This window comes from Citrobacter sp. Igbk 16, assembly GCF_028069755.1.
GTDB lineage: Bacteria > Pseudomonadota > Gammaproteobacteria > Enterobacterales > Enterobacteriaceae > Citrobacter.
This window is the reverse complement of the sequence record NZ_JANEWJ010000022.1, coordinates 1-25,968: the sequence shown is the minus strand read 5'-3', so window position 1 is coordinate 25,968 and position 25,968 is coordinate 1. Positions and strand designations below refer to the sequence as shown.

Sequence of the window (25,968 nt, the reverse complement as noted above, 5' to 3'; positions counted from 1 at the left end):
TCTGTCTACGTGCCCGGTGGCGCTAGCGCTTACCGGGCCTACGCATGCTTTGTAGGCCGGATAAGCGCAGCGCCATCCGGCAAAAGCGTATTTACTCGTCTTCTAACAAAGCTTCATATGCGGTCGCATCCAGCAGTGATTCAATCTCACTTTCATCGCTGGCTTTGATTTTGAAGATCCAGCCGCCGGTATACGGCTCGCTGTTAACCAGCTCCGGAGAATCGCTGAGTGCATCATTAACCGCAACAATCTCACCGCCGACTGGCGCATAAATATCAGATGCCGCTTTTACGGATTCCGCAACGGCGCAGTCATCACCCGCGCTTACGGTCGTGCCAACGTCAGGCAGATCAACGAAAACCATGTCGCCCAACAGCTCCTGAGCGTGTTCGGTGATACCAACGGTGTAAGAACCGTCAGCTTCTTTGCGCAACCATTCGTGTTCTTTGCTGTATTTCAGTTCTGCAGGTACGTTGCTCATCAATCAATCTCCAAAAAAGGATGAATTACGCGACGGCTTTGCCGTTACGCACAAAAATAGGTTTAGTGACTTTAACTGGCATTTCGCGGTTACGAATTTGCACAATCGCCGTTTCGCCGATACCTGCCGGAACGCGTGCCAGCGCGATGCTGTAGCCCAACGTTGGGGAGAAGGTTCCGCTGGTGATGATGCCTTCATGCTGGTTGCCCGACGCATCAGTAAAACGCACTGGCAGTTCATTGCGCAGCACACCTTTCTCCGTCATGACCAGGCCGACCAGTTGCTCGTGGCCTTTTTCGCGCTGCATTTCCAGCGCTTCACGACCAATAAAGTCGCGATCGGTCGGTTCCCACGCGATAGTCCAGCCCATATTGGCTGCCAGCGGGGAGATACCCTCATCCATCTCCTGACCATACAGGTTCATACCGGCTTCTAAACGAAGCGTATCACGCGCGCCCAGACCGCAAGGCTGAACACCGGCTTCGACCAGCGCACGCCAGAAATCCGCAGCCTTTTCATTCGGCATGGCAATTTCATATCCCGCTTCACCGGTATAACCCGTGGTCGCGATAAACAAATCACCCGCCTGCACGCCGAAGAACGGTTTCATACCTTCAACAGCATGGCGTTGTTCGTCAGTAAACAACGTGGCAGCTTTTGCCTGCGCGTTTGGTCCCTGCACCGCGATCAGCGACAGGTCATCACGAACAGTGATGTCGATGGCGTAAGGTTCAGCGTGTTGGGTAATCCAGGAGAGGTCTTTTTCGCGGGTGGCGGAGTTTACAACGAGGCGGAAGAAATCTTCAGTGAAGTAGTAGACAATCAGGTCATCTATCACGCCGCCCGAAGCATTGAGCATACCGGAGTAAAGGGCTTTACCTGTCTTCGTTAGCTTCGCGACGTCGTTTGCCAGCAGATAGCGCAAGAACTCCCGGGTGCGGCTGCCGCGCAGGTCGACGATGGTCATGTGCGACACATCAAACATACCGGCATCGGTGCGGACAGCATGGTGCTCATCGAGCTGAGAACCGTAATGCAGTGGCATCATCCAGCCATGGAAATCAACCATGCGCGCGCCACATAGCGTGTGTTGTTCGTACAAAGGAGTCTGTTGAGCCATCTTTTCCTCGTTGAATAAGCGGGGCTATCAACTCTTTCGTGGTGAAATCTTCGCCACGAAACCCAGCACCACAGCCGCTCCAGGGGCTGCGACGCAAACGTTCTCTTTGTCCTGAACTTACCACCGAAACAGGCGCTAAACCATAAGGCAAAATTAACCATCACATTAGCTTATGACTAAAAATAGTCAGATCGCCGACAGCATAAAAAACCAGTTAAATGCCATTATGTCAGAACAACAGGCGAAGATAAGTGAAGTTAAGCCGCATCAATCCATATTAAATGTGGAAAAAATGTCAAAAATGGCGTTATGAAAAAAACGTAATATTAAAAAAACTAATGCGAAAAAAGGCGTGGAATTAGATTATTTCAAATGAGAGAGCCATCCCGGCGCGCACGCCGGGAGAGGAAAGTGTGACGGGTTTCAAACTCTTAAGATTGTCCTTACGGACACTAGCGAAGCCACTCAGGAAGATCGTTCAGCCCCATCGCCTGGCGGATGAGTTGTGGTTTTACGCCCGGGAGGGTATCGGCCAGTTTCAGACCAATATCACGCAGTAATTTCTTCGCCGGATTTTCCCCGGCAAACAGTTCACGGAACCCCTGCATTCCAGCCAGCATCAGCGCAGCACTGTGCTTGCGGCTACGCTCATAACGGCGCAGATAGAGGTACTGACCGATGTCTTTCCCCTGACGTTGCAGGCGCTTAAGTTCATCAATCAGCTCCGCTGCATCCATAAAACCGAGGTTCACCCCCTGCCCTGCCAGCGGATGAATGGTATGCGCCGCGTCCCCTACCAGGGCCATACGATGGGCGGCAAACTGGCGGGCATAGCGCCCCGTCAGCGGAAACGTCTGGCGTTCGCTTTCAAGCTGGCATAACCCCAGACGATTATCGAAAGCGATATTCAGAGCCTGATTGAAATCATCTGTACTTGCCTGCTGCATACGTTCAGCGTCCTGCGGCGAGAGAGACCAGACAATAGAGCACAAATGTGGGTCGCTAAGCGGCAGGAACGCCAGGATACCTTCGCCATGAAACGCCTGACGCGCAACCGCGCCATGGGCTTCTTGCGTGCGGATCGTCGCCACCAGCGCATGATGACGGTAATCCCAGAACGTCAGCGGAATATCCGCTTTGTTGCGCAGCCACGAGTTTGCACCGTCAGCACCAATCACCAGACGGGCGGTCAGCATGGAGCCATCTTTCAGCGTCAGGAACGCCTCATTCTCTCCCCAGGCCACCTGCTGTAACTCAGCCGGTGCCATCAGCGAGATATCTGCTGAACGCTGTGCTTTTTGCCACAGTGCGTAGTGAATCACCGAGTTTTCAACGATATGCCCCAAATGGCTGTAACCCATACTCTGGTCATCAAATTCAATGCGTCCAAAGCTGTCTTTATCCCAGACTTCCATGCCGTGGTAGCAGCAAGCGCGACGGGCAACAATATCCGACCATACGCCAAGGCGCGTCAGCAGTTTTTCACTGGCCGCGTTAATTGCCGACACGCGAAGCTGAGGGGGTGCATCCGCCGCCAAAGGCTGTGGAACATGTTGTTCTAACACAGCAACGCGTAATCCGCTGCCCTGCAGGCCGCAGGCAACCGCCAGTCCCACCATGCCGCCACCAACAATTGCTACATCAACACTTTGCACTGTTTGCTCCTGAAAATAGGACAATCAAAAACCGTAGGCCGGATAAGGCAAAGCCGCCATCCGGCATCAATTCCGCGACATTGCCTGATGGCGCTGCGCTTATCAGGCCTACTTCTTTAATTCGGCCTACAGGTCATATTTATCGCGCAACCCAACCCAGGGTCCGCTCCGCCAACGCATCGCGCGCGGGTGTAAATAATTCCATTGCTATCAGTCCGGCATTACGCCCAACGACCAACGGAGCCCAGCGATTGGCAAACAGATACACCAGACTGTTGGTGACACCAATCGTTACCTCGCGATCGCGCTGACGGCGCTGTTGATAACGCGACAGCACCGCATAATCGCCCACATCTTCCGCGTCATCCTGGGCCTGAGTCAACGTTTCGGCAAGACTCATGGCATCACGAAGTCCAAGGTTAAAACCTTGTCCGGCAATAGGATGCAGCGTCTGTGCCGCATTACCCACCAGCACCGTACGATGGGTAATCGCTTTCAGCGCGGTTGTTAAAGACAGCGGGTAAGCGTTGCGTTTACCTGCCTGAGTAATACGCCCCAGCCGCCAGCCAAATGCGCGTTGCAGTTCGCGGCAAAACTGTTCATCTGACCAGGACATGATCTCTTCACGCTTCTCCAGCGGATGGCACCACACCAGCGAGCATCGCCCCTCCGCCATTGGCAGCATGGCCAGCGGACCATGCGGCGTGAAACGCTCGTAGGCACGTCCGTCGTGAGGAACGGAAGTCGTGACGTTAGCAATGACGGCCAGTTGTTCATACGGCTGTTGCTGCCAGTCAACCCCACAGGCTGTCGCCAACGCAGAGCGCGTGCCATCTGCAGCCACCAGCAGATGCCCCGTAATCATTTCGCCATTTTCCAGTGTAACATCAACACGTTCTTGCGTGCGCGACACGCTGGCAACACGAGCGGGACAGTGCAATGTGACACCCGGCGCTTTACGCAGCAGCGCAAACAGACGTAGCCCCACATCGTGCAGTTCTACCACCTGACCGAGCGCTGAAATATGGTATTCCTGTGCATCCAGTGTTACGAATCCGGCATGCCCACGGTCACTGACGTGTACCGTTTTGATTGCCGTTGCGCAATCAGCAATTGCCTGCCACACGCCAATTCGCGCCAGCTGTTGGCTGGTTCCTGCCGCCAGCGCAATTGCCCGGGCGTCAAATCCCGGGTGGCGATCGGTTTCAGGTTCGCTCGCTTCTATCAGATGAACAGGCAGCGTCCCATGGCTCAGCGCTGAAATGGCCAGCGCCAGCGTCGCGCCGACCATGCCGCCACCGACGATAATCACGCTCATTGCAGTCGCGCCGCAGCCATCAAGGCTTCAATGTCATCCGCCTTCTTGACCACTCCGGCGGTCAGATTTTCATTACCGTCTTCGGTAATAAGGATGTCATCTTCAATACGAATGCCGATACCGCGGTAAGCAGGAGGGACATCGGCATCCGGAGCGATATACAACCCTGGCTCAACCGTGAGTACCATTCCCGGCTCCAGGACACGCGAACGGTCCTGACCATAAACACCGACGTCATGGACATCCAGACCCAGCCAGTGGCTGAGACCGTGCATAAAGAAAGGTCGGTGCGCATTCTCGGTAATCAACTGATCGACTTCACCGTGCAGGATACCAAGCTTCACCAGGCCGGTAATCATGATGCGCACCACTTCGCCAGTCACCTCCTGAATGGAGGTCCCTGGACGATACAGACGCAGGCTGGTTTCTAACGACTCCAGTACGATGTCGTAGACCTCACGCTGGGCTGGTGTAAATTTGCCGTTAACCGGGAAGGTACGCGTGATATCGCCCGCGTAGCCTTTGTATTCACATCCAGCATCAATCAGCACCAGGTCGCCATCACGCATTTCACTTTCGTTTTCGGTGTAATGCAGGATACAGCCGTTTGCGCCGCTGCCAACGATGGTGTTATAGGATGGGTAACGCGCACCATGACGGGTGAATTCGTGATGAATTTCCCCTTCCAGGTGGTACTCAAACATCCCCGGACGGCATTTTTCCATCGCCCGGGTATGCGCCAGGGCGGTAATTTCCCCAGCCCGGCGCATAACAGCAATCTCTTCTGCCGATTTAAACAGGCGCATCTCATGCACCATCGGACGCCAGTCGATAATTGCTGCAGGCGCGTGCAGATTTTGCCGGGAACCTTTACGCAGCTTATCCAGCGCCGTACTGACTATCTCGTCGGCCCAGGCATATTCACCCTGCGCGTGATACACCGCGTCCAGGCCATTGAGCAACAGGTGCAACTGTTGGTTGATTTCGCTGAAGGCCAGCGCCCGGTCAACGCCCAGTTTTGCCGGGGCTGCATCCTGGCCCAGACGGCGGCCAAACCAGATCTCTGCAGTCAGGTCGCGAACCCGGTTGAACAAAACGCTATGGTTATGCGTGTCATCACTTTTAATCAGCACCAGCACAGCTTCTGGTTCGTTAAAACCGGTGAAGTACCAGAAATCGCTGCTCTGGCGGTACGGATATTCACTGTCCGCGCTGCGTGTCGCTTCCGGTGCAGCGAAAATTAGCGCAGCACTGCCGGGCTGCATTTGCGCCAACAAAGCCTGGCGGCGGCGTAAGTATTCTTGCTGAGTCATGACACTCTCCCTCATACACTTCCTCCTTCAGGCCGCAACATCATTGCAGCCCGCTCTCACCCCAGTCACTTGGTCAATTAAGCACCAGGGTGTTCACTCAATGGCCGTCTTGCGGCAGCCTGAACGAGTTTGTGTATGGAAATTGTTCTTAGTGCAGAGTCGGTTTACGGACTTCCGGTGCGGTCGGTTGCTGACGCGTGAATGTGTCATGGCACAGCAATGCAGCAACACGCACGTATTCGATGATCTCTTCGAGTGACATTTCCAGCTCTTCCTGATCTTCGTCTTCGTCATAGCCCAACTGGGCGATATTACGCAGATCATCGATCGCTTCGCCGGTTTCACCTGTCACTTTATCGAGCTTCGGTTGTGTCACACCGAGGCCCAGCAAAAAGTGGTTTACCCAGCCAGCCAGTGCATCGGCGCGATCGAACACGCTAACGTCATCGCCTTCAGGCAGATAAAGCTGAAAAAGGAAGCCATCATCTTCCAGCGCATCGCTGGTGGCAGAGTGCATTTTCAGCAGAGCCTGAGCCAGCTCGTGACCGAAAGCCAGACCTTCGTTCGTCAGGTCGTGCAACAGCGGCTGCCATGAGCTGTCGTTGTTGCCACCGCAAATCATCCCGCTGATCAAACCGTGCATTTCAGCGGGGGTCAATCCGGCCCCTTGTTGGTTCAAAAACTGGCTAACTTCGTTGTAACCAGGCATTTCGTTCTGTATAGACATAAGCATTCGTCATCAAAGGGAGGATATTCATGATATGCTACCACTTTGGACCCTGGTGGACCAGAAAAGGGCTTGTATCTTGATACCAGGGTAGCTATAGTGTCGCCCCTTCGCGGACCCACGGTCTGGAGACGAAGGCAGCGCAGTCAATCAGCAGGAAGGTGGCATGTCTGCACAACCCGTCGATATCCAAATATTTGGCCGTTCACTGCGAGTGAATTGCCCGCCTGAACAAAGGGATGCGTTGAATCAGGCTGCGGACGATCTGAATCAGCGATTGCAAGATCTGAAAGTTCGCACTAGAGTCACAAATACTGAGCAGCTGGTTTTCATCGCCGCGTTGAACATCAGCTATGAATTAACTCAGGAAAAAGCGAAGACGCGTGATTACGCGGCGAGCATGGAACAACGTATTCGGATGCTACAACAGACCATCGAACAAGCGTTGCTTGATCAGGGTCGCATAACCGAAAAAACGGGCCAAAACTTTGAATAACACTTTTCGGTTTACTGTGGTAGAGTGACCGTGAAGACAAAATTTCTCTGAGATGTTTGCAAGCGGGCCAGTCCCCTGAGCCGATATTTCATACCACAAGAATGTGGCGCTCCACGGTTGGTGAGCATGCTCGGCCCGTCCGAGAAGCCTTAAAACTGTGACGACGCATTCACCTTGAACCAAGGGTTCAAGGGTTACAGCCTGCGGCGGCATCTCGGAGATTCCCTTCTACCTGGCAACAGCCATGACACTACTTTCTGAACTTCCTTTATCCCGGCAAGAAATACGTCAACTCATTCGGCAACGCCGCCGTGCATTAACGCCTGATCAACAAAGACATTTCGGCCAGCAAGCCGCGACCAGAATGCTGAGTTTTCCCCCAGTGGTACTCGCTCATACCGTGGCGGTGTTTCTTTCTTTTGATGGCGAACTCGATACCCAACCGTTGATCGAACAGCTCTGGCGGGCTGGCAAGCGCGTCTATCTCCCAGTTCTTCATCCCTTCAGCCCCGGTAATTTACTGTTCCTGCACTATCATCCTCAGAGTGAGCTGGTCACCAATCGCTTAAAGATCCAGGAACCACGCCTTGATGTACGCGACGTATTGCCGCTGTCACAGCTGGATGTGCTAATTACGCCGCTAGTCGCGTTTGATGAAGACGGGCAAAGACTGGGCATGGGCGGCGGTTTTTACGATCGGACGCTACAAAACTGGCAGCAGCATCAGATCCAACCCGTAGGCTACGCGCATGATTGTCAGCGAGTGGAAAAATTGCCTGTCGAAGAGTGGGATATCCCACTGCCTGCGGTGGTAACGCCGTCCAAAATTTGGGCGTGGTAACCGTTTTTTGCCGATTGACAGCGCCGTTTTTTTGACCTAAATTCCTCGGTGAAGGGTGAGGGAGGCGAACCTCCCTCCTGCGTACTCTCTGTTAATATGCTGGGCAAGCGATGATTAACAGGATTAGCAGCATGATGACGACTCTCATCATCGTCCCTTTCCTTTTTAGAGCCCCTGCTTCGGTAGGGGCTTTCCCGTTTCAGCGCGATGCTGAGCCTCTATCGTAAATTCCTTTTAGTGCTGTACAACACGCAGCACTGCCTTTAGTTGCCAATTGCGGCAAGGCTCGAAAACAGAATGTATGCGTTACAGAAAGAAATTTTGAGGCAGGGAAATCAGAGGAAAGATGGGCAGGTCATCGCCTGCCCATGTAGAGGAAATCAGTACAGCAGACGAGCGCGAATGGTTCCCGGCAGGGCTTTCATCGCCAGCAGCGCTTTCTCCGCCACATCTTCATCCGCTTCAATATCGATAACCACGTAACCTACCTGCGCGGACGTCTGCAGATACTGCGCGGCAATGTTGACGCCCTGCTCGGCAAAAATCTGGTTTAGCGCGGTCAGTACGCCTGGGCGGTTTTCGTGAATGTGCATCAGACGACGACCACCGTGCAGCGGCAGCGAAACTTCCGGGAAGTTAACGGCAGACAGCGTAGAGCCATTGTCGGAATACTTCGTCAGTTTACCCGCCACTTCCAGGCCGATGTTTTCCTGCGCTTCCAGAGTGGAACCACCGATATGCGGCGTCAGGATCACGTTATCAAAATCACACAGTGGCGAGGTGAACGGATCGCTGTTAGATGCAGGCTCCGTTGGGAAGACGTCGATGGCCGCTCCCGCCAGATGTTTCGTTGCCAGCGCATCACACAGCGCAGGAATATCGACAACCGTTCCACGTGCAGCGTTGATCAGCAGTGCGCCTGGTTTCATCAGCGCAATCTCATGCGCGCCCATCAGATTTTTGGTGGAGGCGTTTTCCGGCACGTGGAGGCTGACCACATCGCTCATATTCAGCAGGTCGGAAAGATGCTGTACCTGCGTGGCGTTGCCCAGCGGCAGTTTATTTTCAATATCATAGAAATAAACGTGCATCCCCAGCGATTCAGCCAGAATACCCAACTGAGTACCAATGTGGCCGTAGCCGATGATCCCCAGTTTTTTGCCACGCGCTTCAAAAGAGCCGGTAGCCAGTTTATTCCACACGCCGCGGTGCGCTTTGGCGTTCGCTTCCGGCACGCCGCGTAGCAGTAGTAGCAGTTCGCCAATCACCAGTTCGGCAACGGAACGTGTGTTAGAGAATGGCGCGTTAAACACGGGGATCCCGCGTTTTGCCGCCGCGCTCAGATCAACCTGATTGGTGCCAATGCAGAAGCAGCCAATCGCGACCAGTTTCTCTGCGGCGTCAATCACATCTTCAGTCAGATGGGTTCGGGATCGCAGGCCAATGAAGTGGGCATCACGGATGGACTCTTTCAGCTGTTCGGTGTCCAGAGCGCCTTTATGAAACTCAATGTTGGTATAACCTGCTGCACGAAGGTTTTCGAGTGCTTTTTGGTGCACACCTTCAACCAGCAGAAATTTAATCTTATCTTTCTCCAGTGATACCTTTGCCATTTCCCGACCCTGTCTTTTTTTGTTCAAACTGATGTGTTGTGTGTGGGATTTTCATCCTCCTCTTCAACATATCAAAAAATAATATTGCGGCAATATGAACGTTTGCGTCGTCATGCTGAGGAAATGTCATTCAGCGGGAATTGTCAGAGGAAAATACTGGCGATAACTTTTTCTTTGGAGGGATCGGCAGGACAATATTATAAACGTGACACAAGTCACCAAATTTGCCCTGCCAAAATTTTTTTAACAGGAGAAGACTCTCCCGTCAGATCATTTTACGATAGTTTTCACGCCGTCCGGTGTGCCAATCAGCGCCACATCGGCACCACGATTGGCGAACAGACCCACGGTTACAACGCCCGGAATCGCATTGATGGCGTTTTCCATGGCCACGGCGTCAAGGATCTCCAGGCCGTGCACATCAAGGATCACGTTACCATTGTCAGTGACCACGCCCTGACGATATTCAGGACGACCGCCCAACTTCACCAGCTGACGTGCGACTGCGCTACGCGCCATTGGGATCACTTCCACCGGCAGCGGGAAGTTGCCAAGAATATCGACTTCTTTGGACGCGTCCGCGATGCAGATAAATTTCTTCGCCACGGAAGCAATGATTTTTTCACGCGTCAGCGCTGCGCCGCCGCCTTTGATCATCTGCATATGGCCGTTGATTTCATCCGCGCCATCAACGTATACGCCGAGGCTGTCCACTTCGTTAAGATCGAATACGTGGATACCAAGGCTTTTCAGTTTTTCAGTCGAGGCGTCCGAGCTGGACACTGCGCCTTCAATCTGACCTTTCATTGTGCCCAGCGCATCAATAAAGTGTGCGGCTGTTGAACCGGTACCTACGCCCACAATGGTGCCGGGCTGTACATACTGAAGTGCCGCCCATCCTACTGCTTTTTTCAGTTCATCCTGCGTCATGATCGTTTCGCCTGTGGTGTGAATATGGTGGGAAAATTCACGCGCATTATAGAACATTGTGCAGAAAAATGTTCCCACACCCGCAAGCTGGCGGCGGATTTCGTCTTTACCCAACCTAAAATTGTGTCATAGTGCAGAACAAGCAAAAATTTCAGGAGTGCGCCAAAGCAATGAAACGTCCGGACTACAGAACACTACAAGCACTGGATGCGGTTATTCGTGAACGAGGATTTGAGCGCGCGGCGCAAAAGCTGTGCATCACGCAATCCGCGGTTTCACAGCGCATAAAACAGCTTGAGAATATGTTCGGACAACCGCTGCTGGTGCGTACCGTCCCCCCGCGCCCTACCGAACAAGGACAAAAACTTCTGGCCCTGTTGCGCCAGGTTGAACTGCTGGAAGATGAGTGGCTGGGTGATGAACAAACCGGATCCACGCCACTGCTGCTCTCTCTGGCAGTGAACGCCGACAGCCTGGCAACCTGGTTACTTCCGGCGCTGGCGCCGGTACTGGCCAATTCACCGATTCGTCTGAACCTGCAGGTTGAAGATGAAACCCGGACCCAGGAACGTCTGCGCCGGGGTGAAGTTGTGGGTGCGGTGAGTATCCAGCATCAGGCGCTGCCAAGCTGCCTGGTGGATAAGCTCGGTGCGCTCGACTATCTTTTTGTTGGCTCCAAAGCGTTTGCCGAACGCTACTTCCCAAATGGTGTTACCCGCTCCGCCCTGCTGAAAGCACCAGCGGTGGCTTTTGACCACCTCGACGATATGCATCAGGCCTTCCTGCAGCAGAACTTCGATTTGCCGCCGGGTAGTGTGCCATGCCACATCGTTAACTCATCCGAAGCCTTCGTTCAGCTGGCGCGTCAGGGCACGACCTGTTGTATGATCCCTCACCTGCAAATTGAAAAAGAGCTAGAAAGCGGTGAGCTTATCGACTTAACGCCAGGACTGTTCCAGCGCCGGATGCTCTACTGGCATCGCTTTGCACCGGAAAGCCGCATGATGCGCAACGTCACCGACGCTCTGCTGGCTTACGGTCACAACGTGCTGCGCCAGGATTAAACTGTTTATAGCCTCTGAGTGCCGGATGGCGGCGTAACGCCTTATCCGGCCTCCCCCTCTTACCGCTTTTTCATGTTATTCATACCACGTCTTTGAAATACATCACAAAACCAAACACACCATGCGGCAAAAAACGACGCCCTGTTGGCTATTTTTTGCTGGCGACAAGCTGACTGAAAAAGCTCACCGTATTCGTAAAGATTCAACTTATTGCGTAATACGGAGCAAAAAATGGCAAACGTACAGGAGTGGCAAACACTCGCCAATAAAGAACTCAGTCGCCGGGAAAAAACCGTCGAATCTCTGGAAAGACAAACGGCGGAAGGGATTGCCATCAAGCCGCTGTATACCGAGGCCGATCTCGATAATCTGGAAGTAACAGGTACTCTCCCCGGCCTGCCGCCTTACGTGCGCGGCCCACGCGCCACCATGTATACCGCGCAGCCGTGGACCATTCGCCAGTACGCCGGTTTCTCAACTGCTAAAGAGTCGAATGCGTTTTATCGCCGCAACCTCGCTGCCGGACAAAAGGGGCTCTCCGTCGCGTTTGATCTTGCCACTCATCGTGGCTATGACTCTGATAATCCTCGCGTGGCGGGTGACGTCGGCAAAGCGGGCGTAGCGATCGATACCGTCGAAGATATGAAGATACTGTTCGACCAGATCCCGCTGGATAAAATGTCAGTCTCAATGACCATGAATGGTGCAGTCCTGCCCGTGTTGGCGTTTTATATTGTGGCGGCGCAGGAGCAAGGCGTGACGCCGGAACAACTCACCGGCACGATTCAGAACGACATACTGAAAGAATATCTGTGTCGTAACACCTACATTTACCCGCCGAAGCCCTCAATGCGCATTATCGCCGACATCATCGCCTGGTGTTCTGGCAACATGCCACGCTTTAATACCATCAGTATCAGCGGCTACCACATGGGCGAAGCCGGCGCGAACTGCGTGCAGCAGGTGGCATTTACGCTGGCTGACGGTATTGAATACATCAAAGCCGCACTCTCTGCAGGATTGAAAATTGATGACTTTGCCCCGCGCCTGTCATTCTTCTTCGGTATCGGCATGGATCTGTTCATGAACGTCGCCATGTTGCGCGCAGCGCGTTATTTGTGGAGCGAAGCGGTCAGCAGTTTTGGCGCGACCAACCCGAAATCCTTAGCCCTGCGCACCCACTGTCAGACATCCGGCTGGAGCCTGACCGAGCAGGACCCCTACAACAACGTCATTCGCACCACCATCGAAGCACTCGGTGCCACACTCGGCGGTACGCAGTCTTTGCATACCAACGCCTTTGATGAAGCGCTCGGTCTGCCGACGGATTTCTCCGCGCGCATTGCGCGCAATACGCAGATCATCATTCAGGAAGAATCGGAGATCTGCCGCACCGTCGATCCGCTGGCCGGATCGTATTACGTCGAATCGCTCACCGATCACATCGTTAAGCAGGCACGCACGATCATCAAACAGATCGATGAAGTCGGCGGCATGGCGAAAGCGATCGAAGCCGGGTTGCCGAAACGGATGATCGAAGAAGCCTCGGCACGTGAACAATCGCTGATCGACCAGGGCAAGCGCGTCATCGTTGGCGTGAACAAGTACAAGCTGGATAAAGAAGACGAGACGTCGGTGCTGGAGATCGACAACGTGAAGGTGCGTAACGAGCAGATTGCTTCGTTGCAGCATATCCGCGCAACGCGTGACAATGATGCCGTCAAAACTGCACTGTCAGCGCTGACCCACGCCGCACAGCACAATGAAAACCTGTTGGCCGCGGCGATTAACGCCGCCCGTGTTCGCGCCACGCTGGGTGAAATCTCCGACGCACTGGAGGTTGCCTTTGACCGCTATCTGGTTCCCAGCCAGTGCGTTACCGGCGTGATTGCGCAAAGCTATCACCAGTCTGATAAATCCGCCGATGAGTTTGACGCTATCGTTGCGCAAACTGAGCAATTTCTGGCTGAGCATGGCCGTCGCCCGCGCATTCTAATCGCCAAGATGGGCCAGGACGGCCACGATCGCGGCGCGAAGGTGATCGCCAGCGCCTACTCCGATCTCGGATTCGATGTTGATCTCAGCCCGATGTTCTCCACACCGGAAGAGATCGCCCGCCTGGCCGTAGAAAACGATGTGCATGTGATTGGTGCATCATCACTGGCAGCAGGTCATAAAACGCTAATCCCGGAACTGGTAACCGCGCTCAAAAACTGGGGGCGCGAAGATATTTGCGTGGTCGCGGGAGGGGTTATCCCGCCGCAGGATTACGCCTTCCTGCATGAGCGTGGCGTCGCTGCCATTTATGGCCCAGGTACGCCGATGCTCGATAGCGTCCGCGATGTGTTAACCCGCATTAGCCAACATCATGATTAACGCCGCCACGCTTGAGGATACCGTCCGGCGCCTGCGCCTGGGTGAGCGCGCCACGCTCGCGCAGGCGATGACGCTGGTCGAAAGTAGCCACCCGCGCCACCAGTCCCTGAGTACGCAATTACTGGACGCCATTATGCCGTTCACCGGTCATGCCCTGCGTCTGGGTATTACCGGTACGCCAGGCGCGGGCAAAAGTACCTTTCTGGAAGCGTTCGGTATGCTGCTCATCCGCCACGGATTACGGGTGGCAGTTATTGCAGTCGATCCCAGCAGCCCGGTTAGCGGCGGCAGCATTCTTGGCGATAAAACCAGGATGACCGAGCTGGCTCGCGCAGAATCCGCGTTCATTCGCCCGGTGCCTTCCGGCGGGCATTTAGGCGGTGCCAGTCAGCGCGCGCGTGAGTTAATGCTACTGTGCGAAGCGGCGGGCTTTGACGTGGTGATTGTGGAAACCGTCGGTGTCGGGCAGTCCGAAACCGAAGTGGCCCGGATGGTTGATTGTTTTATCTCGTTGCAGATTGCCGGTGGCGGTGACGATCTACAGGGCATCAAGAAAGGGATTATGGAGATGGCTGACCTGATCGTAATCAACAAAGATGATGGTGATAACCGCAGCAACGTCGCCATTACCCGCCACATGTATCAATCCGCCCTGCATATTCTGCGCCGCAAGTATGACGAGTGGCAGCCGCAGGTTCTGACCTGTAGTGCGCTGGAAAAGCGAGGCATCGAGGAAATCTGGCAGACGATAACCGACTTCAAAACGCGTCTTACCACCAGCGGTCGGCTGGAAAAAGTGCGTCAACAACAGGCAGTTGAGTGGATACAGAAACAAGCTGAAGAAGAAGCGCTGCATCTGCTGTTTGCCTGTGCGGACTTCGACCACTACTTCCAGCAAACGCTACAGTCCGTGAAAAACAATGATCTTTCGCCGCGCACCGGGCTGCGACACATCAGCGAATTTATCCAGCATCATTACTTTGAATAAAGAGAACATTATGTCTTATCAATACGTCAACGTTGTCATCATCCAGAAAGTCGCGGTCATTGAATTCAACTATGCCCGCAAGCTCAATGCCCTGAGCAAAGTATTTATCGACGATCTGATACAGGCGCTGAGCGATCTCAATCGCCCGGAAATTCGCTGCATTATTCTGCGCGCACCAAGCGGGGCAAAAGTGTTCTCTGCCGGGCATGACATTCATGAACTCCCCACCGGACGTCGCGATCCCCTCTCCTATGACGATCCGCTGCGTCAGATAACCCGCATGATCCAAAAATATCCGAAACCCGTGATCTCCATGGTTGAAGGCAGCGTCTGGGGTGGTGCATTTGAAATGATCATGAGCTCCGATCTGATTATCTCCGCTGAAACGTCCACCTTTTCGATGACGCCAGTCAACCTTGGTGTGCCCTATAACCTGGTGGGCATCCACAACCTGACCCGTGATGCAGGCTTTCACATCGTGAAAGAGCTGATTTTTACCGCCTCGCCCATTACAGCACAACGCGCCATGGCCGTTGGGATCCTTAACCATGTCGTCCCTGTCGACGAACTGGAAGATTTCACTTTGCAAATGGCGCACCACATCTCAGAAAAAGCGCCGCTGGCGATCGCCGTTATCAAAGAAGAGCTACGCGTGCTGGGTGAAGCACACACCATGAATTCCGACGAGTTCGAGCGTATTCAGGGTATGCGTCGCGCGGTGTACGACAGCGAAGATTATCAGGAAGGGATGAATGCGTTTATGGAAAAACGTAAACCGAATTTTGTCGGCCACTAATTGCGGTCAGAGAAAGGAGAGAGCCATGAAACGGATGAGCGCTGAAGAAGCGGCAGAAATTATCCAACACGATGATATGGTGGCATTTAGCGGATTCACACCAGCAGGCTCACCAAAAGCATTGCCGACAGCGCTTGCCCGACGCGCCTGCGAACAGCATCAGGCCGGGCAACCCTTTCAGATTCGCTTGCTGACTGGGGCGTCAATCGGCGCTGCCGCTGACGATGCATTATCAGAGGCAGATGCCGTTTCCTGGCGTGCGCCTTATCAAACCTCCTCCGGCCTGCGCGAGAAAATTAACCAGGGCCAGGTGAGATTTGTCGATCTCCATCTGAGTGAGGTTGCGCAGATGGTCAATTACGGTTTTTTTGGCGAGATCGATATTGCCGTTATTGAAGCTTCAGCCATCGCGCCAGATGGACGGATTTGGCTCACAAGCGGGATAGGCAATGCGCCAACCTGGCTGCTGCGGGCAAAAAAAGTGGTAATCGAACTGAACCACTACCATAACCCGCGCGTAGCAGAGCTTGCCGACATTGTTATTCCAGGCGCACCACCACGGCGGAACAGCGTGCCCATTTTTCATACCATGGATCGTGTCGGGACACAGTGCGTGCAGATAGACCCGAAAAAGGTCGTTGCGATAGTGGATACCGAACTGCCAGATGCCGGTAATGCGTCAGATAAAACCAACCCGGTCAGCCAACAAATAGCCGATAACGTGGTCACCTTTCTGCTGGCAGAAATGGCGCACAAGCGAATTCCACCTGAGTTTTTGCCCCTTCAGAGTGGCGTTGGCAATATCAATAACGCAGTGATGGCGCGACTGGGTGAGAACCCGGATATTCCGCCCTTTATGATGTATTCGGAGGTGCTGCAGGAATCGGTGGTGCATCTGCTGGAAACAGGGAAAGTAACCGGCGCCAGCGCCTCGAGTCTGACCATTTCCGCCCCATCGCTGCAAAAAATCTACAACAACATGGATTTCTTCACCAGCCGGATTGTGTTGCGCCCGCAGGAGATCTCCAACAATCCGGAGATCATCCGTCGTCTGGGGGTTATTGCGCTTAATGTCGGCCTGGAGTTTGATATTTATGGTCATGCTAACTCCACGCATGTCGCGGGGGTCAATCTGATGAACGGTATTGGCGGCAGCGGCGATTTCGAACGTAACGCCTATCTGTCGATCTTTATGGCTCCGTCGATCGCCAAAGGCGGGAAAATATCCACTATTGTGCCGATGTGCAGCCATGTCGATCACAGCGAGCATAGTGTGAAAGTGATCATCACTGAACAGGGTATTGCCGATCTGCGCGGGTTATCTCCTCTGCAACGGGCACATACCATCATCGACAACTGTGCTCATCCCCTGTACCGGGACTACCTGCACCACTATCTGGAAAAAGCGCCCGGCGGGCATATTCATCACGATCTCAGTCATGCCTTTGATCTGCATCGCAATCTTATCGAGACCGGTTCCATGCTGGGTTAAGTTGCAGTACCGTCACGATCCTCAGCAATATGCTGCAGCATTGTGGCGGTGTAGCGATGGTTTTTCAGCGAATACAGAAACTCCTGCATATACATGGGACTGCCGGGCGCATCGAAATATTTCAGCGTCGACGGGTTCACCAGTCGCCAGGCAAAATGCGGGATGACCGTCAGAAACTGCCCCCGCTCCACGGCGCTGATCTTGGCCATAAAGCTGTACGGGCGATAGATAATCGTCGGATTGACCCCACAGGGACGCATGTAAGCATCCAGCATCGCCTCAAAGTTGGCGCGATTCTGGAAGCGCATTTGCAGCCAGGGCAGCTCACGCAGCAAATCCTGTGGTTGTTTTTCTTCGTAACGCCGGGATACCAGAAACCCCAGGCGTAACGGCGGTAATTCACTTACTGCCAGATTATCCAGCTCTTGCACCCGGGGAGACACATGTTGCGGCGAGATAATAAAATCAAGTTGTCGGTCGAACAGATTATCAATCACCCCATTTTCACTGAACTCGACAGCCTGGGCGCTGATACCATCGTACTTATCGCCAAGGCTAATCAGCTGGTCAAAAATAATGGTTGGGTAGGTGTTGTCGATGCCGATGACGATTTCCCGCGAGCGACGAGAGGCATTATGGATTTCGTTATCAATAGCAGATAGCCGCTGATAGACGGGAAATAATTTCTGATACAGCTCCTGACCGGCTTTGTTCAGACTGATGTTGTTATCTTTACGGGTAAACAGCGTATAGCCGATTTGATCTTCCAGTGCAGCAATGCTTTTGCCAAACGGCGATGCGGTCATGTGTATTTTTTCTGCCGCTCTAGCGATGTTATTCGTTTGCGCCAGCAGAATAAAATTGCGCATCTTTTTCGAGATAAAAATATCCATAGTCACCTCATAAAATCACTACGGCATATCCTCATCAAGACAAAAAAAAGACTCGCGACGCGGTCGCATTTTTACAGTTGTTCACAGAAAAAACCCGGCGGATAAGCCGGGTCTGAAAAGATTACTGCGTTTTGGCAGGCGCTGCTGCTGGCTGACCCGCTGCGGGTTCGATCTGGAAGACCACATCAACCTGATCGTCAAACTGAATGACCGGCTGTTCGTAGGTTTCCTGAGCCGATGCAGCAGGTGCCGCGTCTGCCTTCATCATCCGTACCATTGGGCTCGGCTGATAATTGGAAACGTGGTAGCGCACACTGTACACCGGGCCAAGTTTGCTATTGAAGCCCGCAGCCAGCTGTTCAGCCTGATGAATGGCATCATCAATTGCGGCTTTACGCGCCTTGTCTTTGTAGGTATCTGGCTGAGCCACACCCAGCGATACCGAGCGGATCTCATTCAGACCCGCTTTCAGCGCGCCATCCAACAGGGCGTTCAGCTTATCCAACTGACGCAGCGTAACCTCAACAGTACGTACCGCACGGTAGCCTTTCAGTACGCTTTTACCATTCTGGTAGTCGTAGTCCGGCTGTGTACGCAGATTGGCGGCGCTAATATCTTTCTTCGCTATCTGGTTTTGCTCAAGGAAGGAAAGATACTGCGCCACACGCTCGTCGGCTTGCTTTTTCGCAGATGCTGCATCCTTGGCCGCTACGTTCACTTCAATTGCCAGAGTGGCAATATCAGGTGTCGCATCGACGCTTGCCGTTCCGGAAGTCACGATGTGCGGTCCATTGGGCAATTCGTTTGCCTGTACCGATAGTGCGCTGAATCCGACTAATGCCGCCAGGGCGATGACTTTGAACTTCACTGTCGTTCCTCCATGTTACATATACCCCTAAACTCAGGGCGCATGCAGGCAAGCTTAGCCGATCTCGCCACGTTGTCCATCAGACAACACTTAGTTGAACAGCGCATGAACGTGCGCAACACCTTCTTTTGCCAGCTGAAAAGCGATAAACCACATCACTAATCCTACCAGCGTGTTGATAATGCGCTGGGCTTTAGCAGTACGCAGACGCGGGGCCAGCCAGGCCGCCAGCAGTGCCAGACCAAAGAACCACAGGAACGACGCGCTGACGGTTCCCAGTGCAAACCAGCGCTTAGGTTCCACATCCAGCTGGCCGCCAAGGCTGCCCAGCACGACAAAAGTATCCAAATAGACATGTGGGTTTAACCAGGTTACCGCTAGCATGGTGGCGATGATTTTCCAGCGGCCCTGCTTCATCACCTCGGCACTGGCCAGCTCCAGGTTGCTGCTCATCGCCGTTTTTAACGCACCAAAGCCATACCAGAGTAAAAACGCCACCCCGCCCCAGGTCACCAGCGCCATCAACCACGGCGACTGCATCAACAAGGCACTACCACCAAAGATACCGGCACAGATAAGCACTAAGTCACTGATGGCGCAAAGTAAGGCAATCATGATGTGATACTGGCGACGAATACCCTGATTCATCACAAAAGCGTTCTGCGGTCCAAGTGGAAGGATCATGGCTGCGCCAAGCGCAAGACCTTGAAAATAATAAGATATCACGTTTTTTATCCCGAGCTATTTCTCTTAAGCGCAGACTATAGCGCGGGAAAATCATTAGCGGAAATTGATAATATTAATCAGGGATAAGAGGAATTAATACCTGGGGAGAAAATGCCGGATGGCGGCTTGTGCCTGATCCGGCCTACAGTATAGAAATCTGAATAGGCCGGATAAGCGAAGCGCCATCCGGCACCGTAGTACGGAAAAGATTACTCGGCCGCGCGCTCTTTCACGCGCTTAAAATTCACATCCATCTGCGGATATGGGAAGTTGATACCGTTGGCATCGAACTCACGTTTAATACGCTCCAGCACATCCCAGTAGACACTTTGCAGGTCGCCGCTGTTACTCCAGACACGTACCACAAAGTTAATGGAGGAAGCCCCCAGTTCATTCAGACGCACCGTCATTTCTCGATCTTTCAGGATACGATCATCAGACTGGATGATATCGGTAAGGATTTTCTTCACCTGATCGATATCGGAATCGTAGGCTACACCGATAATAAATTCGTTACGGCGAACCGGTTCACGAGAGAAGTTGATGATATTCCCGGCGATGATTTTACCGTTTGGGATCACAACAATCTTGCCATCCACGGTACGCATGGTAGTGGAGAATATCTGCACGTTAAGCACGGTTCCGGCTACGCCGCCGAGGTCAACATACTCACTCGCACGGAACGGGCGGAACATCACCAGCAGTACGCCAGCGGCAAGGTTCGACAATGAACCTTGTAATGCCAGACCAACGGCTAAACCTGCCGCACCGAGAACGGCAATCACCGAAGCCGTCTGCACCCCAACGCGTCCGAGGGCGGCAATCAGCGTGAACGCAATGATCCCGTAGCGCACCAGCGCAGAGAGGAAGTCGGCTACGGTCGCATCAATCTTACGCGCCACCATCAGACGGTTAACCGTGTTCGATACGATACGCGCCACAATCATACCGATAATAACAATGGCGATGGCCGCAACGATGTTGACGGCATAACTCAACAGCAGTTCCTGGTTGCGGACCAGCCAGGTGCCCGCACCATTTATGCTGTCGACAACATTCAAATCTTCCATTTACTATTCCTTTTTTGCTTACCCAAACGGGAGAAATAAAGCCACCCCACCGGGGCGGGCAACCTGACAAGGGTAAACAATAAACCCGAATTTTGCCAAACAGATCACAGAATTCTCTGTCAGCAGCACATTGTCATGGCAATAAAAAAGGCCCGCATTTGCGGGCCTCATGTCACGTAGAACGGCGTAAATTACAGCACGTCAACCGCGTTCAGTTCTTTGAAAGCCTGTTCCAGACGGGTGATCATGGTTGCCTGACCAGCACGCAGCCATACGCGCGGATCGTAGTATTTCTTGTTCGGCTGATCTTCGCCTTTCGGGTTGCCCAGCTGACCCTGCAGGTAAGCTTCGTTGGCTTTGTAGTAGTTCAGAACGCCTTCCCAGGTAGCCCATTGGGTATCGGTATCGATGTTCATTTTCACTACGCCGTAGCTTACGGAGTCTTTGATTTCCTGAGCAGTAGAACCGGAACCGCCGTGGAACACGAAGTTCAGGCTGTTGTGCGGCAGGTTATGTTTCTTAGAAACATAGTCCTGAGAATCGCGCAGGATGGTCGGAGTCAGAACCACGTTGCCTGGCTTGTACACGCCGTGTACGTTACCGAAGGAAGCAGCGATGGTGAAACGCGGGCTGATTTTGCTCAGCTCGGTGTACGCATAATCAACGTCTTCCGGCTGGGTGTACAGGGCAGAAGCGTCCATGTGGCTGTTGTCCACGCCGTCTTCTTCACCACCGGTGCAACCCAGTTCGATTTCCAGAGTCATGCCCATTTTGGACATACGCGCCAGATATTTGGAGCAGATTTCGATATTCTCTTCCAGAGACTCTTCAGACAGGTCGATCATGTGAGAAGAGAACAGCGGTTTGCCGGTTGCTGCGAAGTGTTTTTCACCCGCGTCCAGCAGACCGTCGATCCACGGCAGCAGTTTCTTCGCGCAGTGGTCAGTGTGCAGGATAACCGGAACACCGTAGTGTTCAGCCATCTGGTGAACGTGATGTGCGCCAGAGATAGCACCCAGGATTGCAGCGCCCTGAGGAACGTCGGACTTCACGCCTTTACCCGCGATGAAAGAAGCACCACCGTTGGAGAACTGAACGATTACCGGCGCTTTAACTTTTGCAGCGGTTTCCAGAACGGCGTTAATGGAGTCGGTACCAACGCAGTTAACAGCTGGCAGAGCAAAGTTGTTTTCTTTAGCTACCTGGAAAACTTTCTGAACGTCGTCGCCAGTGATGACGCCCGGTTTTACGAAATCAAAAATTTTAGACATGTTACGTAGTCCTGTATCTGTATCTTCGACCGTTGAAGAAGGTTCGCGAGCGTTTAAGCGCGCTTAAAAACAGGCGGGTCACCCCGCCTGAACTGAATTACTTCTTAGCGCGCTCTTCGAGCATCGCTACTGCTGGCAGGACTTTGCCTTCCACGAATTCGAGGAATGCGCCGCCGCCAGTAGAGATGTAGGAGATTTTGTCAGCAATACCGAACAGGTCGATTGCTGCCAGGGTGTCACCGCCGCCTGCGATAGAGAACGCTTCGCTGTCTGCGATCGCGTTAGCAACGATTTCAGTACCTTTGCGGAAGTTCGGGAATTCAAACACACCAACCGGGCCGTTCCACAGAATGGTTTTCGCATTCTTCAGGATGTCAGCCAGTTGCTGTGCAGAAGCGTCGCCGATATCCAGAATTTGCTCGTCTTCTTTCACATCGCTAACGGATTTCAGCGTAGCCGGTGCAGTTTCAGAGAATTCAGTCGCTACGCGAACGTCAGTCGGAACCGGGATGTCACAAGTGGTCAGCAGACGCTTAGCTTCATCAACCAGGTCAGCTTCGTACAGGGATTTACCCACGTTGTGGCCTTGAGCGGCAACGAAGGTGTTCGCGATACCACCGCCTACGATCAACTGGTCGGCGATTTTAGACAGGGAGTCCAGAACAGTCAGTTTGGTAGAGACTTTAGAACCACCAACAATAGCCACCATCGGACGAGCAGGTTCTTTCAGTGCTTTACCCAGTGCATCCAGCTCAGCTGCCAACAGCGGACCCGCACACGCTACATCAGCGAATTTACCGATACCATGAGTGGAAGCCTGTGCACGGTGAGCCGTGCCGAAAGCGTCCATTACGAATACATCGCACAGTGCGGCATATTTTTTGGACAGCGCTTCGTCGTCTTTCTTCTCGCCTTTGTTGAAGCGAACGTTTTCCAGAACAACCAGTTCACCGGCAGCGACTTCAACGCCGTCCAGGTAATCTTTTACCAGGCGAACCGGAGCAGACAGTTTGTCTTTCAGGTAGTTAACAACCGGCAGCAGAGAGAATTCTTCGTTGTACTCGCCTTCGGTAGGACGACCCAGGTGGGAAGTTACCATCACTTTTGCGCCCTGCTTCAGTGCCAGCTCGATGGTTGGCAGAGAGGCACGAATACGCGCATCGCTGGTTACTTTCCCTTCTTTAACTGGTACGTTCAGATCCGCACGGATAAAAACACGTTTACCAGCAAGATCCAGATCGGTCATCTTAATTACAGACATGGTGAATCCTCTCGTTGATTCTTAAAGTTTTGCAAGCGCTCACGCGCCTTACCTGAAACCAATAGCAGCCATCGCTAACGTTGTGTCGAGCATACGGTTAGCAAAGCCCCATTCATTATCGCACCAGACCAGGGTCTTGATCAGGTGAGCGCCACTCACGCGCGTTTGCGTACCATCAACGATGGCGCTGTGCGGGTCGTGGTTAAAATCTACAGAGACCAACGGTAATTCCGTATAGTCAACTATACCATGAAATGCACCTTGTGCTGCTTTTTGCAGCAACTGGTTGACTTCACTGGCTTTTACCGGTTTTTTCACCGTCACGCTTAAGTCGATCGCCGTCACATTAATGGTCGGTACACGCACCGCAATCGCTTCAAAACGATCGTTAAATTGCGGAAAAATTCGTGTGATACCCGCCGCCAGTTTGGTATCAACCGGGATGATCGACTGGCTAGCCGCTCGCGTGCGGCGCAGGTCAGGATGATAAGCATCAATAACCTGCTGATCGTGCATCGCGGAGTGGATCGTCGTGACGGTACCAGACTCGATGCCGTAAGCATCATCCAGCAATTTAATGACGGGAATTATACAATTCGTGGTGCAGGAGGCGTTGGAGACGATCCGGTGCTCAGCGCGCAGTTGATCCTGGTTAACGCCAAACACAACGGTTGCGTCGATGTCGTGACTGCCAGGATGTGAAAAGAGCACTTTTTTAGCACCAGCGGCAATGTGCGCCTCGCCGTGTTCGCGGTTGCCGAAGACACCTGTGCAGTCCAGCACAACGTCGACGCCCAATTCACGCCACGGAAGCGCATCAAGGGTTCGCTCATGCAGAATGCGAATCGCGTCATCGCCAACGATGAGCTGGTCACGTTCCTGACGAACATCCCAGGCAAAACGCCCATGGCTGGTGTCATATTTCAACAAATGCGCCATGCCTGCGGCATCCGCCAGTTCGTTGATAGCCACCACGGTGATTTCCGCCCGACGCCCGGATTCATACAAAGCACGAACCACGTTACGTCCGATGCGACCGAAACCATTAATCGCTACGCGTACGGTCATAGGTCTCCTGCAAGGATTTCTCAGAAACGATGTGGCTGACAGAGTAATGCAGCAAACCGCTCAGGGAAACCTTACCTGTCGCAAACTGCGACTAATTGATTAATTGTCGAACATTTAATCGACTGAAACGCTTCAGCTAGAATAAGCGAAACAAGGAATAAAAGGAATGATTGTCCAGCAACAGAACACAATTATCTGACTTGCGTCACATTTTCATGCTCGCAATGGGAATTTTAATCCAGAAAGCAGGAATAAGTTCATAGTTTAACTGAACTGGACACTTTCAGTTCTAATGTCAAACAGCAACCGTTGAACAGGCACAGCATTTTACTGGTCCTTCAAAACATATTGCGGTAAAGCTCTTTTCCGAGCTTATCTTTAGGCATTTTGTATCAGTACTTCGGGGCCATGCGAGATGCTAATGAAAGCAATAATGAACGTTCACCACCTCCACAGGAGTTGGTTGAAGATTGATAAAAAATAGACAAGACACTACTAAATATGATTCAGCAGTGCCTTTATAATAGCTTCATCCTTATCTATTATAGCAGGTTATCTTTTATATAAACTCCCTTAGGAAAGTCAACTTTCGCAGATTCATAATCAACTGTAACACATTTCATAATGTCCGCGTATAATCCTGAATAATCTTTCTTTATTTGAATAAGTGCGTTCTTGTCATAACCTGGTAAGCGTTCACTCTGTAGCTTTTTAAATTCATCTTTCTCAGCAATGGTTTTCAGAGCATTTATATTAAAACTAAGATTGGCTTTTCTGCTTACCGTTGCTCCCTTGTTGCAAAAACCATTGACAACCTCAACCCCCTTTAACTCTTTACTTTTATCTTCAGAGATAAACATGAAATTCTTTAAACTTGCTGAATTCTCATATGAAATAGTTATTTTATCATTATCATTGTGAATATCTGTTACAAATTCAGTAGCGCCCTCAATATTATAACCATCAACAAAGCCATGAACAGCACCAAGTGTCGCTGGCATAGCCTGATGAGACATACTGGTTACCAATCTTCTCACATTAATATCTGCACTAATACTCTCAATTTTTTCGCTATTTTCTTTATTGAGCGCTTCATCATTCAATATATATCCACTTTTCCTGTTAGCTGTCTTATCAAATACTGAGCCACCACGAATATCACTAACAAAAGTCTTGCTATAATCGCCCTCGTCAAAACCACTTTTAACAAATGAGTCCTCAGATTTGATACCTACAAAAGCACAAAAAATACCATCAGAGATATTCGTCTTTAATTGCTCACTCAAATCAGACCGCCGCTCAGCAACTTTGGCTTCCGTATTTATATTTATATTGATTTTTTTACTCTGATAGCTGTTAATATTTGTTTTTGTGTTAAAATCAATATACCCCATACTAAGGAATTTGGATCCCTTTGAAATTTTCCCTGGTTCTGCCCCAACGTTTTTAACGTTATTAATATTTTCTGCAAATTCTTTTTTTACCCCATGATTTTTACTATCATGATGAGGTCGATGAATATGCAAGAATGATGCAAGCTTACTAAATGGTAACATCATTAATTCCTTTTAAAAATAAATTTAGAAAATGGAATACTACAC

The 25,968-nt window shown here is 52.2% G+C and carries 23 protein-coding genes and 1 other RNA gene; 8 read left to right on the top strand and 16 right to left on the bottom strand.

Going from position 1 to position 25,968, the window contains the following annotated elements; translation table 11 throughout:
* Positions 1–91: 91 nt before the first annotated feature.
* The 6 genes from gcvH to NNO03_RS15120 form a co-directional block, all read right to left on the bottom strand.
* On the bottom strand, positions 92–481 hold the full coding sequence (gene gcvH, locus NNO03_RS15145; protein ID WP_271441218.1) for a glycine cleavage system protein GcvH: 390 nt from the start codon (positions 479–481) through the stop codon (positions 92–94).
* A 25-nt stretch (positions 482–506) separates the two neighbouring features.
* On the bottom strand, positions 507–1,601 hold the full coding sequence (gene gcvT / locus NNO03_RS15140) for a glycine cleavage system aminomethyltransferase GcvT (protein WP_271441217.1): 1,095 nt from the start codon (positions 1,599–1,601) through the stop codon (positions 507–509).
* Positions 1,602–2,053: 452 nt separating this feature from the next.
* Positions 2,054–3,256, bottom strand: a complete 1,203-nt coding sequence (ubiI, locus tag NNO03_RS15135) for an FAD-dependent 2-octaprenylphenol hydroxylase (RefSeq protein WP_271449885.1) — start codon at positions 3,254–3,256, stop codon at positions 2,054–2,056.
* A 139-nt stretch (positions 3,257–3,395) separates the two neighbouring features.
* Positions 3,396–4,574, bottom strand: coding sequence for a 2-octaprenyl-6-methoxyphenyl hydroxylase (gene ubiH, locus NNO03_RS15130; protein WP_271449884.1), 1,179 nt, complete (start codon positions 4,572–4,574; stop codon positions 3,396–3,398).
* On the bottom strand, positions 4,571–5,887 hold the full coding sequence (gene pepP / locus NNO03_RS15125; protein ID WP_271449883.1) for a Xaa-Pro aminopeptidase: 1,317 nt from the start codon (positions 5,885–5,887) through the stop codon (positions 4,571–4,573). The genes ubiH and pepP overlap by 4 nt, the downstream gene beginning before the upstream one ends.
* A 148-nt stretch (positions 5,888–6,035) precedes the next feature.
* Entirely contained in the window at positions 6,036–6,614 is a 579-nt protein-coding gene (locus NNO03_RS15120; RefSeq protein WP_003026978.1) for a YecA family protein, read from the bottom strand.
* 166 nt (positions 6,615–6,780) lie between these two features.
* Between NNO03_RS15120 and zapA the strand changes: the two genes are divergently transcribed.
* The 3 genes from zapA (at position 6,781) to NNO03_RS15105 (ending at position 7,951) form a co-directional block, all read left to right on the top strand.
* Positions 6,781–7,110, top strand: a complete 330-nt coding sequence (gene zapA / locus NNO03_RS15115) for a cell division protein ZapA (RefSeq protein WP_006686880.1) — start codon at positions 6,781–6,783, stop codon at positions 7,108–7,110.
* Positions 7,111–7,151: 41 nt separating this feature from the next.
* A non-coding RNA gene (gene ssrS / locus NNO03_RS15110) (6S RNA) lies at positions 7,152–7,335 on the top strand.
* A 19-nt stretch (positions 7,336–7,354) separates the two neighbouring features.
* Complete coding sequence (locus NNO03_RS15105; RefSeq protein ID WP_271449882.1) at positions 7,355–7,951, top strand: 5-formyltetrahydrofolate cyclo-ligase; 597 nt, start codon at positions 7,355–7,357, stop codon at positions 7,949–7,951.
* Positions 7,952–8,331: 380 nt separating this feature from the next.
* On the opposite strand, the gene serA is transcribed toward NNO03_RS15105, so the two are convergent.
* On the bottom strand, positions 8,332–9,564 hold the full coding sequence (gene serA / locus NNO03_RS15100) for a phosphoglycerate dehydrogenase (protein WP_137382644.1): 1,233 nt from the start codon (positions 9,562–9,564) through the stop codon (positions 8,332–8,334).
* A gap of 270 nt (positions 9,565–9,834) precedes the next feature.
* Positions 9,835–10,494, bottom strand: a complete 660-nt coding sequence (rpiA, locus tag NNO03_RS15095) for a ribose-5-phosphate isomerase RpiA (RefSeq protein WP_003026986.1) — start codon at positions 10,492–10,494, stop codon at positions 9,835–9,837.
* A 170-nt stretch (positions 10,495–10,664) separates the two neighbouring features.
* Between rpiA and argP the strand changes: the two genes are divergently transcribed.
* The 5 genes from argP (at position 10,665) to NNO03_RS15070 (ending at position 17,210) form a co-directional block, all read left to right on the top strand.
* Positions 10,665–11,558, top strand: a complete 894-nt coding sequence (argP, locus tag NNO03_RS15090; RefSeq protein ID WP_032940465.1) for a DNA-binding transcriptional regulator ArgP — start codon at positions 10,665–10,667, stop codon at positions 11,556–11,558.
* Between the two features lie 231 nt (positions 11,559–11,789).
* Positions 11,790–13,934 (top strand): methylmalonyl-CoA mutase, encoded by a 2,145-nt coding sequence (scpA, locus tag NNO03_RS15085; protein WP_271449881.1) that lies wholly within the window; start codon positions 11,790–11,792, stop codon positions 13,932–13,934.
* A complete protein-coding gene (meaB, locus tag NNO03_RS15080) occupies positions 13,927–14,922 on the top strand; it encodes a methylmalonyl Co-A mutase-associated GTPase MeaB (protein WP_271449880.1) in 996 nt (331 codons plus the stop codon). Before scpA ends, meaB begins: the two co-directional genes overlap by 8 nt.
* 10 nt (positions 14,923–14,932) lie before the next feature.
* Entirely contained in the window at positions 14,933–15,718 is a 786-nt protein-coding gene (scpB, locus tag NNO03_RS15075; protein ID WP_137382640.1) for a methylmalonyl-CoA decarboxylase, read from the top strand.
* Between the two features lie 25 nt (positions 15,719–15,743).
* Entirely contained in the window at positions 15,744–17,210 is a 1,467-nt protein-coding gene (locus NNO03_RS15070) for an acetyl-CoA hydrolase/transferase family protein (RefSeq protein WP_271449879.1), read from the top strand.
* Here the strand turns inward: NNO03_RS15070 and NNO03_RS15065 are convergent.
* The 8 genes from NNO03_RS15065 to NNO03_RS15030 all read right to left on the bottom strand — a co-directional run bounded on the left by NNO03_RS15065 (position 17,207) and on the right by NNO03_RS15030 (position 25,926).
* Positions 17,207–18,103 carry a LysR family transcriptional regulator gene (locus NNO03_RS15065; protein ID WP_271449878.1) on the bottom strand — a complete coding sequence of 299 codons (897 nt, stop codon included), beginning with the start codon at positions 18,101–18,103 and terminating at the stop codon, positions 17,207–17,209. The two genes, NNO03_RS15070 and NNO03_RS15065, sit on opposite strands and share 4 nt — an antisense overlap.
* Positions 18,104–18,224: 121 nt before the next feature.
* Positions 18,225–18,971 (bottom strand): oxidative stress defense protein, encoded by a 747-nt coding sequence (locus tag NNO03_RS15060; protein WP_271441208.1) that lies wholly within the window; start codon positions 18,969–18,971, stop codon positions 18,225–18,227.
* 90 nt (positions 18,972–19,061) lie between these two features.
* Complete coding sequence (gene argO / locus NNO03_RS15055; RefSeq protein WP_032940461.1) at positions 19,062–19,697, bottom strand: arginine exporter ArgO; 636 nt, start codon at positions 19,695–19,697, stop codon at positions 19,062–19,064.
* 209 nt (positions 19,698–19,906) lie between these two features.
* The gene (locus tag NNO03_RS15050; RefSeq protein ID WP_271449877.1) at positions 19,907–20,767 is read right to left on the bottom strand and encodes a small-conductance mechanosensitive channel MscS; all 861 of its coding nucleotides are present in this window, start codon (positions 20,765–20,767) and stop codon (positions 19,907–19,909) included.
* 191 nt (positions 20,768–20,958) lie between these two features.
* Positions 20,959–22,038, bottom strand: a complete 1,080-nt coding sequence (gene fbaA / locus NNO03_RS15045) for a class II fructose-bisphosphate aldolase (protein WP_003027029.1) — start codon at positions 22,036–22,038, stop codon at positions 20,959–20,961.
* Between the two features lie 97 nt (positions 22,039–22,135).
* Positions 22,136–23,299 carry a phosphoglycerate kinase gene (gene pgk, locus NNO03_RS15040; RefSeq protein WP_003027032.1) on the bottom strand — a complete coding sequence of 388 codons (1,164 nt, stop codon included), beginning with the start codon at positions 23,297–23,299 and terminating at the stop codon, positions 22,136–22,138.
* A 48-nt stretch (positions 23,300–23,347) separates the two neighbouring features.
* The gene (epd, locus tag NNO03_RS15035) at positions 23,348–24,367 is read right to left on the bottom strand and encodes an erythrose-4-phosphate dehydrogenase (RefSeq protein WP_271441207.1); all 1,020 of its coding nucleotides are present in this window, start codon (positions 24,365–24,367) and stop codon (positions 23,348–23,350) included.
* A gap of 542 nt (positions 24,368–24,909) precedes the next feature.
* A complete protein-coding gene (locus NNO03_RS15030; RefSeq protein ID WP_271449876.1) occupies positions 24,910–25,926 on the bottom strand; it encodes a hypothetical protein in 1,017 nt (338 codons plus the stop codon).
* Positions 25,927–25,968: the final 42 nt, after the last annotated feature.